Here is a 14,022-nt window from a genome sequence, read left to right as displayed (position 1 = left end):
CGCTACGCAAGCAGCAGTCACAGGTGGTGCGGCACCAGAACGGTGCAGCACCGAATGCGCAGTACCTAACGAAGACGGTAATAAGCATGAATCTTCACGAGTATCAGGGTAAGCAGCTGTTCGCTGAGTACGGCCTGCCAGTATCCACCGGTTACGCGGTAGACACCCCGGAAGCGGCAGCAGAAGCTTGCGACAAAATCGGCGGCAGCGAATGGGTTGTCAAAGCCCAGGTTCACGCCGGTGGTCGCGGTAAAGCGGGCGGCGTCAAGCTGGTTCGCAGCAAAGAAGACGCCAAAGCCTTCGCACAGCAGTGGCTGGGCAAGCGTCTGGTGACTTACCAGACTGACGCCAACGGTCAGCCAGTCACCAAGATCCTGGTTGAATCGTGCACTGATATCGCTAAAGAGCTGTACCTGGGCGCTGTCGTTGACCGTTCGAGCCGCCGTATCGTGTTCATGGCTTCCACCGAAGGTGGCGTGGACATCGAGAAAATCGCTCACGATACCCCTGAGAAAATCCTCAAGGCCACCATCGATCCACTGGTTGGCGCACAGCCATTCCAGGGGCGCGAGCTGGCATTCCAGCTGGGCCTGGAAGGCAAGCAGGTCACTCAATTCGCCAAGATCTTCGTAGGTCTGGCCAAGCTGTTCCAGGACCACGACCTGGCACTGCTGGAAGTGAACCCGCTGGTGATCAAGGCCGACGGCGACCTGCACTGCCTCGATGCCAAGATCAACATCGACGCCAACGCCATGTACCGTCAGCCTAAGCTGAAGACTTTCCACGATCCGTCGCAAGACGATCCGCGCGAAGCGCACGCTGCCAAGTTCGAACTGAACTACGTAGCCCTGGAAGGCAACATCGGCTGCATGGTCAACGGTGCTGGCCTGGCCATGGGTACCATGGACATCGTCAACCTGCATGGCGGCAAGCCAGCCAACTTCCTCGACGTGGGCGGTGGTGCTACCAAGGAACGCGTAACCGAAGCGTTCAAGATCATCCTGTCCGACACCAACGTCGCTGCAGTACTGGTCAACATCTTCGGCGGCATCGTTCGCTGCGACATGATTGCCGAAGGCATCATCGGCGCCGTGAAAGAAGTTGGCGTGAAAATCCCGGTTGTTGTTCGCCTTGAAGGCAACAACGCTGAGCTGGGCGCTAAAGTACTGGCAGAAAGCGGTTTGAACATCATCGCTGCTACCAGCCTGACCGACGCTGCTCAACAAGTCGTTAAAGCTGCGGAGGGCAAATAATGAGCGTCCTGATCAATAAAGACACCAAGGTTATCTGCCAGGGTATTACCGGTTCGCAAGGTAGTTTCCACACCCAGCAAGCCATCGAATACGGCACCAAGATGGTTGGCGGCGTAACACCGGGCAAAGGCGGCACCGAGCACCTGGGCCTGCCAGTGTTCAACACCGTGAAAGACGCTGTAGCTGCCACTGGCGCCACCGCCAGCGTGATCTACGTTCCAGCTCCTTTCTGCAAGGACTCCATCCTTGAAGCAGCGTTCGGCGGCATCAAGCTGATCGTCTGCATCACCGAAGGCATCCCGACCATCGACATGCTGGAAGCCAAGGTCAAGTGCGACGAGCTGGGTATCACCCTGATCGGCCCTAACTGCCCAGGCGTGATCACTCCAGGCGAATGCAAGATCGGCATCATGCCAGGTCACATTCACTTGCCAGGCAAGGTCGGTATCGTTTCCCGTTCCGGCACCCTGACCTACGAAGCTGTGAAGCAGACCACTGACGCCGGTTTCGGTCAGTCGACTTGCGTCGGCATCGGCGGTGACCCGATCCCAGGCTCGAACTTCATCGACATCCTGAAGCTGTTCCAGGAAGACCCGAAGACCGAAGCGATCGTGATGATCGGTGAGATCGGCGGTTCGGCTGAAGAAGAAGCGGCTGCCTACATCAAGGCCAACGTGACCAAGCCGGTTGTTTCCTACATCGCTGGTGTGACTGCTCCTCCGGGCAAGCGCATGGGCCATGCTGGCGCAATCATCTCTGGCGGCAAAGGCACTGCAGACGAGAAGTTCGCTGCACTGCAAGACGCAGGCGTGAAAACCGTGCGTTCGCTGGCAGACATCGGCAAGGCCTTGGCCGAGCTGACTGGCTGGGAAATGAAGAAGTAAGCTTCGGCTGACTTTTTTGTTCCAGCAACAAAGGCCACCTTCGGGTGGCCTTTGTCGTTTCCGGCACTGTTGAAGCAAGCTTTCTGAGAACAAGGCCCTGTGGGAGCAAGGCTTGCCCGCGATGCAGGCGACTCAGTTCTATCTGTCAGTTCACGCTGACGCTATCGCGGGCAAGCCTTGCTCCCACAAAGCCTTGCTCCCACAAAGCCTTGCTCCACAGATAAAGGCCCTTACGGCAAGGGGCTTCGCAGGAAAAATAGATACGTAAACGCGACACGGAAACGTCGTGTATCGGATAGTTCGCCCCGTAACAGTGCGTTCTTAACGTAAATTCGTTAGGCTAGCAGCCATTTTTGCGACCGCTGCCCACAAGGAAGCGCCGCGCTAAACGGGTCGGTCCCATACGGATCGGCAGCATTTCCCTCTACCCTCAAGGGAAATCCCTCTCTAAATTCCGATTCAGTAGTGTGGTTTCCTTAAATGAAAGTGTTGAAAGGCCAGGATGTCCTGGCGCTTGGTTTCATGACATTTGCCCTGTTTGTCGGGGCCGGCAACATCATCTTCCCGCCTATCGTCGGTTTGCAGTCCGGGCCCCATGTCTGGATGGCGGCGCTGGGCTTCTTGATCACGGCGGTCGGGCTGCCGGTCATCACGGTCGTTGCACTGGCCAAGGTGGGCGGTGCGATGGACGCCTTGAGCAGCCCCATCGGCAAGCTCGCCGGTGGTGTGCTGGCGGCCGTGTGCTACCTGGCCGTCGGCCCGTTGTTCGCCACGCCGCGAACCGCCACCGTTTCGTTCGAAGTCGGCCTGGCGCCGTTGACCGGCGAAAGCCCGTTGGCGCTGTTCCTCTACAGTGCAGCGTATTTCCTGCTGGTATTTTTCATCTCGCTCTACCCGGGCCGTCTGCTGGACACCGTCGGGCGCTTCCTCGCGCCACTGAAGATCATCGCCCTGGCCGCGCTCGGCATCGCGGCGTTTGCCTTGCCCGCCGGTGATATTGGCGTGGCCACCCCTGAATACGTGGCGGCGCCGTTCTCCCAAGGGTTCATCAATGGCTACCTGACCATGGATACCCTGGGCGCCTTGGTGTTCGGCATTGTCATCGTCAACGCGATCCGTTCCCGGGGCGTCGAGTCGCCAGCCTTGATCACCCGCTATGCGATCATTGCCGGATTGATTGCCGGGGTGGGCCTGGCGCTGGTCTATGTCAGCCTGTTCCGCCTGGGTTCGGGCAGCCATGAAGTGGCCGTGGGCGCAACCAACGGCGCCGCTGTGCTGCATGCCTACGTGCAACACACCTTCGGCAGCTTGGGCAGCGGTTTCCTTGCGGTGTTGATCTCGCTGGCGTGCCTGGTGACCGCGGTTGGTCTGACTTGCGCCTGTGCCGAGTACTTCAGCCGGTTGCTGCCGCTGTCCTACAAGACCTTGGTCGTGATCCTGGCGGCCTTTTCGTTGCTGGTGTCCAACCTGGGCCTGACCAAGCTGATCGCGTTCTCGATTCCGGTCCTCACCGCGATCTACCCGCCGTGCATCGCCCTGGTGGCCCTGAGCTTCTGCAAGGACTTCTGGCACGAGCAGGGGCGCATCGTTGGCCCGGTGATGCTGGTGTCGTTCCTGTTTGGCCTGGTCGATGCGCTCAAGGGCGCCGGCCTGGCGGACTGGATGCCGACGCAACTGGCCCACCTGCCACTGAGCGAGCAAGGCCTGGCCTGGCTGGTGCCTTCGGTGATGACCCTGGCGGTCGCGGTGGTGTGCGATCGCCTGCTGGGCAAGCGCAGCGAAGCGTTGGCTTAAGCGGCCTACGACAGATCCATCGGCAAGAACTGAAATGCCCCGTATCAATCGATACGGGGCATTTTTTTTGAGTGCAGTGTCTTTTTCCGTGGACTAACGTCGAAGCAGTGTCATGAAAAACCTGCACAGAATCTTGTGGGAGCGAGCTTGCTAGCGATAGCAGTCTATCAGCCACCTCGTCGCTGACTGATCCGGCGCTATCGCGAGCAAGCTCGCCCACAGGTCGGCATTTCAAGGCAAGTCTGGCTTTAGACGTCATGTTTTTAGACATACAGGAAATCGAATGTCATTCATCCAAGCCAACCTGATCCACCTGCTTGCCGCCGCCTGGTTCATCATTTGCTGGGCGGGCTACACCCGATATGCCACCTGGAAGGCGCGCGACACGGCCTGCCTGGCCAGCGTGATGCACCTCTACCGCGAAGACTGGATGCGCCGCATGCTGCTGCGCGAGAACCGTATCGCCGATGCCAGCGTGGTCGGCAACCTGGAGCGCAACGCATCCTTCTTCGCCTCCAGCACGCTGATCATCCTGGCCGGTATCCTGACGGTACTCGGGGCGTCTGATCGGGCGGTGTCGTTGCTGGCGGACATACCCATGGTGCAGCAGGCGTCCCAGGGCATGGCGGAGGTCAAGTTGCTGTGCCTGGCACTGGTGTTCGTGTATGCGTTCTTCACCTTCAGCTGGTGCATGCGCCAGTACAACTTCGCGGCGGTGCTGATTGGCTCGGCGCCGATGATCGGTGAGCGCCATGTGTCGGAACAGGAGCGCAAGGCCTTTGCGCTGAGGGCGGCGCGAGTGATCTCCATGGCCGCCAACCAGTTCAACTTCGGCCTGCGTGCCTATTACTTCGGCATGACCATGTTGGCGTGGTTCGTCAGCCCCTGGTTATTCATGTTGATGAGCGCTGGCGTGGTGTTCGTGTTGTATCAGCGCGAATTTCACTCCGATGTGCTGGACGTGATGGTCTATACCCCCACTGAAGCGCCAGTGCCCGAGGTTGGCAAGGAAGCGGCCTGACAGGCGCGCCTCAAATCACAGGCAAAAGAAAACCCGCGCCAGGCGGGTTTCTTTTACTGCTTGAACCGTATCAGTTGGTTGCTGGCGCGGTAGGAGCCGGAGCCGGGGCTTGTTCTTTCGCGGCTGCTTCGTTCGATTCGGCCTGATCTTTGGCGGCTTCGGCGTTTTCTTTCGCCGCGTCGTTCACTTTATCCTGTGCTTTGTTCATGTCTTGCTGAGCTTGCTCAGCGTGTTGTGTGGCATCTTGAGCTTTGTCCTCGGATTTTTTATCGCAGGCAGCGAGGCCGAGGGAGGCGGCCAACATCAAGGCAATAGCAAAAGTCTTACGCATGGGGTGTTTCTCCTTATGGAAATAACTACTGGCCTTTTGAACACTGCCTTTCGGATTAAGTTCCTGTTGCGTAACAGATATATAACTTTGCACGGCAATTGAACTTTGTGAGTCGCACCTGTTGTCAGGTCTCGTCACTCATTGGAGCGTTGATCGAATGACCGAAGACCCCGTTTTTGAGCGTGCAACACGTTTTTTATCCGCACTCAGGCATTGCCAGGTGCTGGGCTTGAAGCTGCACAGTGCCAGTCGTGACGGGCTGACGGTCATCCTGCCGTTCAGCCCGAAAATCGTCGGCAATCCCCTGACGGGCATCATCCACGGTGGGGCGTTGACCTCACTGATGGACACCGCGTGCGGCATGTCGACGTTATGTGTATTGCCGCAATTCGAAGTCTGTCCCACCCTCGACCTGCGCATCGACTACATGCACGCCGCCGAGCCCCACAAGGATGTCTACGGCTTCGCGCAATGCTACCGAGTCACCCCGGACGTGATCTTCACCCGGGGTTTCGCCTACCAGGACGACCCCGAGCAACCCATCGCCCATGTGGTGGGTACATTCATGCGCCTGGGCCAGCATGCCAGGGGAATAGGGAAGGGCGGCTCGATGACCGCCGTGGGCCAACCATGACCGATACCCTCCAGGAACAACTGCGCCATGCCTGCGAACAGGGCGATTACGCGCTGCTGCTGGCCTCGATCCCCTATGCGCAACTCATCGGCGTCGAATGCACGCGCCAGGGCGACGACTTGTTGTTTCGCCTGCCGGCCAACAAAGACAACATTGGTAACCCTTTACTGCCGGCCATTCATGGCGGGGTCATTGCCGGCTTCATGGAACTGGCCGCTGCAGTGCATCTGTTGATCGCCACTGGCACGCCAGGCATACCGAAAATCATCGATTTCTCCCTGGATTACCTGCGCACCGGACAGTTTCGCGACACCTACGCCAAATGCCAGGTCTGGCGCCAGGGCCGGCGGGTCGCCAATGTCGCGATCACCGCCTGGCAGGACGTCGAGGCCGAACCCATCGCCACTGCCCGGGCACATTTCAAGATCAAGGAGCCTTCAAAACCGGATCGCCCTTGAAATCATCAGCGTTGCCCCCACCTTCAGGACATCCCGCCGCCAATCTCAGCGAGGCGGACACCACCATCCACTTGGAGTTTGATGACCATGAGCGTGGAAACTCAAAAGGAAACCCTGGGCTTCCAGACCGAGGTGAAGCAACTGCTGCACCTGATGATTCACTCGCTGTATTCCAATAAGGAAATTTTCCTTCGCGAGCTGATTTCGAACGCCTCTGACGCTGTCGACAAATTACGTTTCGAAGCCCTTTCCAAGCCTGAACTGCTGGAAGGCGGCGCCGAGCTGAAAATCCGTGTGAGCTTCGACAAGGACGCCAGAACCGTCACCCTCGAAGACAACGGCATCGGCATGAGCCGCGAAGAGGTGATCACGCACCTGGGCACCATCGCCAAGTCCGGCACCGCCGATTTCATGAAGAACCTGTCGGGCGACCAGAAGAAAGATTCCCACCTGATCGGTCAGTTCGGCGTCGGTTTCTATTCCGCGTTCATCGTTGCCGACCAGGTCGAAGTGTTCAGCCGCCGTGCCGGCCTCGCTGCGAGCGAAGGCGTGCATTGGTCGTCCAAGGGCGAGGGCGAGTTTGAAGTCGCCACCGTCGACAAGGCTGATCGCGGCACCCGCATCGTGCTGCACCTCAAGTCCGGCGAAGACGAGTTCGCCGATGGCTGGCGCCTGCGCAACATCATCAAGAAGTACTCCGACCATATCGCGCTGCCAATCGAGCTGCCGAAGGAAGTCACCGCGGCCGAAAGCGAAGAAAAGCCTGAAGTGGAATGGGAAACCGTCAACCGCGCCAGTGCCTTGTGGACCCGCCCGCGCACCGAGGTGAAGGACGAGGAATACCAGGAGTTCTACAAGCACATCGCCCATGACTTCGAAAACCCGCTGAGCTGGAGCCACAACAAGGTCGAAGGCAAGCTGGAATACAACTCGCTGCTATACGTGCCGGCCCGTGCGCCGTTCGACCTGTACCAGCGCGAAGCGCCACGCGGCCTGAAGCTGTACGTGCAGCGTGTGTTCGTGATGGACCAGGCCGAATCGTTCCTGCCGTTGTACCTGCGTTTCATCAAGGGTGTAGTGGATTCCAACGATCTGTCGTTGAACGTTTCGCGGGAAATCCTGCAGAAAGATCCGATCATCGATTCCATGAAGACCGCACTGACCAAGCGCGTGCTGGACATGCTGGAAAAACTGGCGAAGAACGAGCCCGAGCAGTACAAGAGCTTCTGGAAAAACTTCGGTCAGGTGATGAAAGAAGGCCCGGCCGAGGACTTCGCCAACAAAGAGAAAATCGCCGGCCTGCTGCGTTTTGCGTCGACCCAGGGTGACGATGGCGAGCAAGTCGTGGGCCTGGCCGATTACCTGGCCCGCGCCAAGGAAGGCCAGGACAAGATCTACTACCTGACCGGTGAAACTTATGCACAGGTCAAGAACAGCCCGCACCTGGAAGTCTTCCGCAAGAAAGGCATCGAAGTGCTGCTGTTGACCGACCGCATCGACGAGTGGCTGATGAGCTACCTCAACGAGTTCGACGGCAAGAGCTTTGTCGACGTGGCCCGTGGTGACCTGGACCTCGGCAACCTGGATTCGGAAGAAGACAAGAAAGCCGCCGAAGAAGTCGCCAAGAGCAAGGAAGGCCTGGTCGAGCGGATCAAGACGGCCCTGGGCGATGCGGTCAGCGAAGTGCGTGTCTCGCACCGCCTGACCGATTCCCCGGCGATCCTGGCCATCGGTGAGCAGGACCTGGGCCTGCAAATGCGCCAGATCCTCGAAGCCAGCGGCCAGAAAGTCCCGGATTCCAAGCCGATCTTCGAATTCAACCCGGCCCACCCGCTGGTGGAGAAACTCGACAACGAGCAGAGCGAAGAGCGTTTCGGCGATCTGTCGCACATCCTGTTCGACCAAGCGGCCCTGGCGGCTGGCGACAGCTTGAAGGACCCGGCGGCGTATGTGCGTCGCCTGAACAAGCTGCTGGTTGAACTGTCAGCTTAAGTAAGTGCAGGAAAAACCCGCTTCGGCGGGTTTTTTCATTTCTGGTATTCAGTCAAAAAGGAGTCCGTCATGAGTCAGGTTACGGTTCGTTCGCTGGTCTATCAGATCGAAGGGCAAAGTTATGAAGGTCGCCTGGCCTTCGACGTCAATCAGCAGGGCCCGCGCCCGGGGTTGCTGATGGCGCCGAACTGGATGGGTGTGGGGGCGGGTGCCGAGGACATTGCCAAGTCGGTGGCGGCCAACGGTTATGTGGTGTTGATTGCCGACTTGTACGGGCAGACGGTCCGTCCGAGCAATGCCGATGAGGCGGGGGCGGCGATGATGCCCCTCAAGAATGACCGGGCCTTGTTGCGCAAGCGCATGCAGGCGGCGTTCGAGCAACTGCAAAGCCAGGGTGAAGCGCAGGTCGACGCTTCCAGGCTGGCCACGTTCGGCTTTTGCTTCGGGGGCTGTTGCGCTCTGGAACTGGCCCGCAGCGGCGCACCGCTGAAGGCGGCGATTTCCTTCCACGGCACCCTGGATACACCGAACCCGGCTGATGCGCAGAACATCACGGGCGCGGTATTGGTCATGCATGGCGCCTCGGACCCGCTGGTGCCGAAAGAGCAGCTACCGGCCTTCGAAGATGAAATGAACGCCGCCGGGGTGGATTGGCAACTGCTGAGTTACGGCGGTGCGGTGCATTCGTTCACCGACCCGCAGGCCAATGTGCCGGGCAAGATGATGTACGACGCCAAGGTCGCCGGACGGGCGTTCCGCTCGATGCATAACTTGTTGGATGAAGTGTTCAGGGGCTGAAAGCTTCAAGTAGCACCCGTGGCGAGGGAGCTTGCTCCCGCTGGGCCGTAGGAGCCGTGTAGGAGCTGTCGAGTGAAACGAGGCTGCGATCTTTCCCCAGTCACTTGAATCCCAAGCGAAAGATCAAGATCAAGATCAAGATCAAGATCAAAAGATCGCAGGCTTCGCCAGCTCCTACAGAGTCGAGCGGGAGCAAGCTCCCTGGCCACAGGATGTTGTGAATTTAGGGCAATTCGATCCGCTCGCTTTCCCCCGGCACAGTCGGCCAGTCCCCAGCCGCCCAGCGTCGGCGGGCTTCATCGATCCGGGCCGGGTCGCTGGCGACGAAATTCCAATTGATCCGACGCGGCCCGTCCAGGGGGGCACCGCCGAACAGCACGGCATGGCAGTCACTGTCGGCAAACAGCGTCATCTCTTCCCCGATCGGCAATATCACCAGGGAATGGGCTTCTACCGGCTCGCCATCCAATGACGCTTCGCCGCTCACCACATACAGCGCCCGCTCTTCATGTTCGTTGGGAATCAGCAAGGTCGTCGCGGTTTGCAGCTTCAACTCGGCATAAAGCGTCGGCGACAGCACCGGCACTGGCGATTCCAGGCAAAAGCCTGACCCGGCGATCATGCGGATGCTGACTCCCAGGTTCTCGCTGACGGGCAGGCTGTGAGCCGGGTGATGACTGTAGTGCCCGGGGCCCTGTTCGTGGGCCTTGGGTGAGGCCAACCAGACTTGCAACCCGTGCATGATAAAAGCGCTGCCGAGCAAGGATTCGGGAGTGCGCTCGACGTGGGCGATGGCACTGCCAGCGGTCATCCAACTGACATCCCCGGCACCCACCACCTGATCGGAACCGAGGCTGTCCTTGTGCTGGAGTTTTCCTTCGAACAGGTAGGTGAGGGTGGACAGGCCGATATGCGGATGCTGGCGGATGTTCATGCCTTTGCCGGCCGGGTAGGTGGTTTGCAGCATGTGATCGAAAAACACGAAAGGCCCGACGTTGCGGCATTTGGCGGACGGCAGCGGACGAAGAATCGGCTGGCCTTCGACGTCTTCGGCGCGGGGGCGAACGGTCAGGGGAGTGGTCATGTTGTCTTCCAGGTTGAACAACGGTTGCACGAAGCATAACCCGTCGCCAGTAGACGCTGCACATGCACCTTGAACCCAGGCGGGACGGTTAGGGTCTACGTTGTTCAAGGTTTCTGGAGGCTGCCCGTGTCCCTGCCCCGTTTGATCTGTGCCTGGCTGCTGGTTGTTTCCAGCAGCGGTGCCGTGGCTCGCGAATATACCTACAGCGATGCACATCTGCATTACGTCGATTTCTTCCAGGAAACCGCCGGCATGCCCAAGTTGCTCCAGGCGATGGCGGACAATCGCATTGAGCATGTAATGATTTCCGGTGTGCCGGTGGCCAAGAAATGGCACGAGGACGAGCCCAAGCGTCCGCGCTATTACGCCGGTGACGACGCGGATGCCTATTGGTACAGCGCCACCGACGTGATTGTCGCCGCCGCGGTGAGCAAGCTGACCCAGGAACAACGCCGGCACTTCCATCCTTTTTTGTCGGGCTTCAATCCCAACGACAAGAACTCCGCCGCCCATATCCAGCGCATGCTCGATCTCTACCCGGGTTTGTGGCAAGGCATCGGCGAGGTCTTCACCCGTCATGACGACCTGACGGCGCTGACCTCGGGCGACACCCCACGGGCCAACAACGAAGCCATGACGCGGATCTATCACCTGGCGGCCGAGAACGACTTGCCGGTGATGCTGCATTCCAACATCACTTCCAAGCGTGAGAAAAATCCGCTGTACCTGGCAGAAATCGAGGAACCGTTGCGCAATCACCCGCACACGCGCTTCATCTGGGCCCATGCCGGTACCAGCATGGAAATCCATCGCCACCAGACCCGCTTGGATTTTCTGTTGCCGACCCTGACCCGCATGCTCGAGGCCTACCCCAATCTGTACATAGACCTGTCCTGGAGCGTGCTCACGCCGTATTTGCTGGACGAGGCGGGTAAGCCCCGGGATGAGTGGGTAACGCTGGTGAAGCGCTTTCCTGAGCGCTTCATGGTGGGCTCGGATGTCGTCGGGCGGTTCAACAAGTTGGGCAAGGAGTTGCGCAGTTTCGATCCGTTTCTCGATGCCTTGCCGCAAGACGTGGCGCAGAAGGTGGCGCGGGATAACTTTTTGGCGGTGTTGTGTGGGAGCAAGGCTTGCCTGCGGTGAAAGTCATGCGGTCTTGAAGGCTGAGGTGCCGGCATCGCGAGCAAGCTTTGCTCCCACAGGCCAACATCGCTTTGTCATCAGCCTGTCACTCCCGCGTCATACCCTCGCGCTCATCTCAATCAAGGAGCGCACTATGCACCTCACCCGTTCAAGCGCACTGGTGGCGCTGTTGTTGACCTGCGGCCTGGCACAGGCCGAAGTCCGTGTCGAAGGCCCGGTGGAGTACGGTGTTTTCGAAGGGCCGCAAGCCGAGCTGCAATCGGGAGAGCGAGTCCTGCGGCGCAGCAACGAGCAGATCCGCCAGACCGAGAGCGTGCCGGCGAAGCTGGGCACCAAGTTCGGCATGCGCTACCAGTTGGCCGGCAAGGTCGCGGATGACCAGCCGTTGACCTTGTTGTACTTCACCCCCGGCATTCGCACCCCCGATGGCGTGCGCCACGACAAGTTCGAGGTCATCCAGAAGCTGGTACCCGGCGCGCCTCAGGATGTCATGGCCTACGAATTCACCGAAAGCCACGAAGTGGTGCCGGGGGAGTGGCGGTTCATGGTGTTCCAGGGTGATCGGCTGTTGACGCAGCAGCGGTTTGTCGTGCGCTGAATTCCATCTACTGTAGGCCTCATGTGGGAGCAGGCCCGCTCCCACAATGAACCCAGGCAAATTCGCCAGGCAAAAAAAACGCCCCGAACCAGTCGGGGCGTTTTTGTGTGTGGCGTAGCGGCGGGGCTTACTTGCCCTGCCAGCGCTTCAGTACCAGGGTGGCGTTGGTGCCACCAAAGCCAAAGCTGTTGCTCATCACGGTATCGATGGTGGCGTTCTCGCGAGTCTTGAGCAGGATTGGCAGGTCGGCCACTTCTGGATCCAGCTCGTCGATGTTGGCGGAGCCGGCCATGAAGTTGCCTTCCATCATCAGCATGCAGTAGATCGCTTCGTGAACGCCGGCGGCGCCCAGGGAGTGACCCGACAGGCTCTTGGTGGAGCTGATGGCCGGGGCCTTGTCGCCGAACACTTCGCGCACACCTTTCATTTCCGCGACGTCGCCGACCGGAGTCGAGGTGCCGTGGGTGTTCAGGTAGTCGATCGGTGCATCAACGGTGGACATGGCCATCTGCATGCAGCGGATGGCGCCTTCGCCACTTGGCGCGACCATGTCGTAGCCGTCGGAAGTGGCGCCGTAGCCGACGATTTCCGCGTAGATCTTGGCGCCACGGGCCAGGGCGTGTTCCAGCTCCTCGACCACCACCATGCCACCGCCGCCGGCGATGACGAAACCGTCACGGTCGGCATCGTAGGCGCGGGAAGCTTTTTCCGGCGTGTCGTTGCGCTTGCTGGACAGGGCGCCCATGGCGTCGAACAGGAACGACTGGCTCCAATGTTCTTCTTCACCGCCGCCGGCGAACACGACGTCCTGCTTGCCCATCTGGATCTGCTCCATGGCGTTGCCAATGCAGTGGGCACTGGTGGCGCAGGCAGAGGCGATGGAGTAGTTCAGGCCCTTGATCTTGAACGGTGTGGCCAGGCAGGCGGAAACCGTGCTGCTCATGGTCCGCGTGACGCGGTACGGGCCAACGCGCTTGACGCCTTTTTCGCGCAGGATGTCCAGCGCTTCCATCTGGTTCAAGGTGGAGGCGCCACCGGAGCCGGCGATCAGGCCGGTGCGCGGGTTGGAAACCTGCTCTTCGGTCAGGCCGGAGTCAGCGATGGCGTCCTTCATGGCCAGGTAGGCGTAAGCCGCCGCGTGGCCGACGAAACGGTAGATCTTGCGATCGATCAGCTCTTCGAGGGGGAGGTCAATGGAGCCGGAAACCTGGCTACGCAGACCCATTTCGGCATATTCCGGATTGAACCGGATGCCAGGGCGACTTGCACGCAGGTTAGCGGAGACGGTCTCTTTGTCATTGCCCAGGCACGAAACGATGCCCAGACCAGTGATAACGACGCGGCGCATGCGGATAACCCTTAGAAGTTGTCAGTGGAGGTGAAAACGCCGACCCGGAGGCCTTCGGCGGTGTAGATCTCGCGACCATCAACGGCAACCGAACCATCGGCAATGGCCATGTTCAGCTTGCCCTTGAGGACGCGTTTGATATGAATGTTATAGGTGATTTTCTTGGCGGTCGGGAGGACCTGACCAAAGAACTTCACTTCGCCCGAACCCAGGGCGCGACCGCGACCCGGCAGGCCTTGCCAGCCGAGGAAGAAACCGACCAGTTGCCACATGGCGTCCAGGCCCAGGCAGCCCGGCATCACCGGATCACCTTCGAAATGGCAGGCGAAGAACCACAGGTCCGGAGTGATATCCAGCTCGGCGACCAATTCACCTTTGCCGTACTTGCCACCCTCTTCGCTGATATGGGTGATGCGATCCACCATCAGCATGTTCGGGGCGGGCAGTTGCGCGTTACCTGGGCCGAACAGCTCACCGCGACTGCAGCGCAGCAGATCTTCCCGGGTAAAGGCGTTTTGTTTGGTCATGCGAGCTCCTCAATAGTCCCATGCGGCAGGGTGGGGCAAATCTTCCCGGCCGACCGAAGCGTTCATGCCTCGAATCGACAGCCTACTCATAGACTATTGCGTTGTAGTGAAAGTCACAGCACACGGGAAATGAATGTACACCTGTGCACTGAAATTT

Annotated in this window: 14 protein-coding genes; 10 read left to right on the top strand and 4 right to left on the bottom strand. The window is 59.6% G+C overall.

Features of this window, described 5'->3' with window-relative positions:
• Window positions 1-86: 86 nt before the first annotated feature.
• The 4 genes from sucC to GFU70_RS20435 all read left to right on the top strand — a co-directional run bounded on the left by sucC (window position 87) and on the right by GFU70_RS20435 (window position 4,952).
• A complete protein-coding gene (gene sucC, locus GFU70_RS20450; protein ID WP_003179235.1) occupies window positions 87-1,253 on the top strand; it encodes an ADP-forming succinate--CoA ligase subunit beta in 1,167 nt (388 codons plus the stop codon).
• The gene (gene sucD / locus GFU70_RS20445; protein WP_003179236.1) at window positions 1,253-2,137 is read left to right on the top strand and encodes a succinate--CoA ligase subunit alpha; all 885 of its coding nucleotides are present in this window, start codon (window positions 1,253-1,255) and stop codon (window positions 2,135-2,137) included. Before sucC ends, sucD begins: the two co-directional genes overlap by 1 nt.
• A gap of 480 nt (window positions 2,138-2,617) precedes the next feature.
• Window positions 2,618-3,931: a branched-chain amino acid transport system II carrier protein gene (gene brnQ, locus GFU70_RS20440; protein WP_064106981.1), complete on the top strand. Its 1,314-nt coding sequence runs from the start codon at window positions 2,618-2,620 to the stop codon at window positions 3,929-3,931.
• A 283-nt stretch (window positions 3,932-4,214) separates the two neighbouring features.
• On the top strand, window positions 4,215-4,952 hold the full coding sequence (locus GFU70_RS20435) for a DUF599 domain-containing protein (protein WP_058544642.1): 738 nt from the start codon (window positions 4,215-4,217) through the stop codon (window positions 4,950-4,952).
• A gap of 70 nt (window positions 4,953-5,022) precedes the next feature.
• On the opposite strand, the gene GFU70_RS20430 is transcribed toward GFU70_RS20435, so the two are convergent.
• Window positions 5,023-5,283: a hypothetical protein gene (locus GFU70_RS20430; RefSeq protein WP_058544641.1), complete on the bottom strand. Its 261-nt coding sequence runs from the start codon at window positions 5,281-5,283 to the stop codon at window positions 5,023-5,025.
• A 157-nt stretch (window positions 5,284-5,440) separates the two neighbouring features.
• Between GFU70_RS20430 and GFU70_RS20425 the strand changes: the two genes are divergently transcribed.
• From GFU70_RS20425 to GFU70_RS20410, 4 genes are all read left to right on the top strand, one after another.
• A complete protein-coding gene (locus GFU70_RS20425; RefSeq protein ID WP_058544640.1) occupies window positions 5,441-5,917 on the top strand; it encodes a PaaI family thioesterase in 477 nt (158 codons plus the stop codon).
• Window positions 5,914-6,375 (top strand): PaaI family thioesterase, encoded by a 462-nt coding sequence (locus tag GFU70_RS20420; RefSeq protein ID WP_058544639.1) that lies wholly within the window; start codon window positions 5,914-5,916, stop codon window positions 6,373-6,375. The genes GFU70_RS20425 and GFU70_RS20420 overlap by 4 nt, the downstream gene beginning before the upstream one ends.
• Before the next feature lie 87 nt (window positions 6,376-6,462).
• The gene (htpG, locus tag GFU70_RS20415) at window positions 6,463-8,367 is read left to right on the top strand and encodes a molecular chaperone HtpG (RefSeq protein ID WP_064106992.1); all 1,905 of its coding nucleotides are present in this window, start codon (window positions 6,463-6,465) and stop codon (window positions 8,365-8,367) included.
• A 69-nt stretch (window positions 8,368-8,436) separates the two neighbouring features.
• Window positions 8,437-9,165 (top strand): dienelactone hydrolase family protein, encoded by a 729-nt coding sequence (locus GFU70_RS20410; protein ID WP_058543983.1) that lies wholly within the window; start codon window positions 8,437-8,439, stop codon window positions 9,163-9,165.
• 223 nt (window positions 9,166-9,388) lie between these two features.
• On the opposite strand, the gene GFU70_RS20405 is transcribed toward GFU70_RS20410, so the two are convergent.
• Window positions 9,389-10,249 (bottom strand): pirin family protein, encoded by an 861-nt coding sequence (locus GFU70_RS20405; protein ID WP_153388721.1) that lies wholly within the window; start codon window positions 10,247-10,249, stop codon window positions 9,389-9,391.
• A 126-nt stretch (window positions 10,250-10,375) separates the two neighbouring features.
• Here GFU70_RS20405 and GFU70_RS20400 point away from each other — a divergent pair, with 126 nt between their 5' ends.
• Both GFU70_RS20400 and GFU70_RS20395 read left to right on the top strand, forming a co-directional pair.
• Window positions 10,376-11,392: an amidohydrolase family protein gene (locus tag GFU70_RS20400; protein WP_058543176.1), complete on the top strand. Its 1,017-nt coding sequence runs from the start codon at window positions 10,376-10,378 to the stop codon at window positions 11,390-11,392.
• Window positions 11,393-11,525: 133 nt separating this feature from the next.
• Window positions 11,526-11,990: a DUF3859 domain-containing protein gene (locus GFU70_RS20395; RefSeq protein ID WP_018610122.1), complete on the top strand. Its 465-nt coding sequence runs from the start codon at window positions 11,526-11,528 to the stop codon at window positions 11,988-11,990.
• Between the two features lie 127 nt (window positions 11,991-12,117).
• Here the strand turns inward: GFU70_RS20395 and fabB are convergent, their stop codons facing one another.
• Window positions 12,118-13,338 (bottom strand): beta-ketoacyl-ACP synthase I, encoded by a 1,221-nt coding sequence (gene fabB, locus GFU70_RS20390; protein WP_058543174.1) that lies wholly within the window; start codon window positions 13,336-13,338, stop codon window positions 12,118-12,120.
• Between the two features lie 11 nt (window positions 13,339-13,349).
• The gene (gene fabA / locus GFU70_RS20385) at window positions 13,350-13,865 is read right to left on the bottom strand and encodes a 3-hydroxyacyl-[acyl-carrier-protein] dehydratase FabA (RefSeq protein ID WP_003204400.1); all 516 of its coding nucleotides are present in this window, start codon (window positions 13,863-13,865) and stop codon (window positions 13,350-13,352) included.
• Window positions 13,866-14,022 lie beyond the last annotated feature (157 nt).

Origin of the sequence: Pseudomonas brassicacearum (assembly GCF_009601685.2) — a bacterium.
GTDB classification, from domain to species: Bacteria; Pseudomonadota; Gammaproteobacteria; order Pseudomonadales; family Pseudomonadaceae; genus Aquipseudomonas; species Aquipseudomonas kilonensis_B.
Note: the sequence above shows the minus strand (reverse complement) of the source record. Positions and strands in the feature narration are given on the sequence as shown.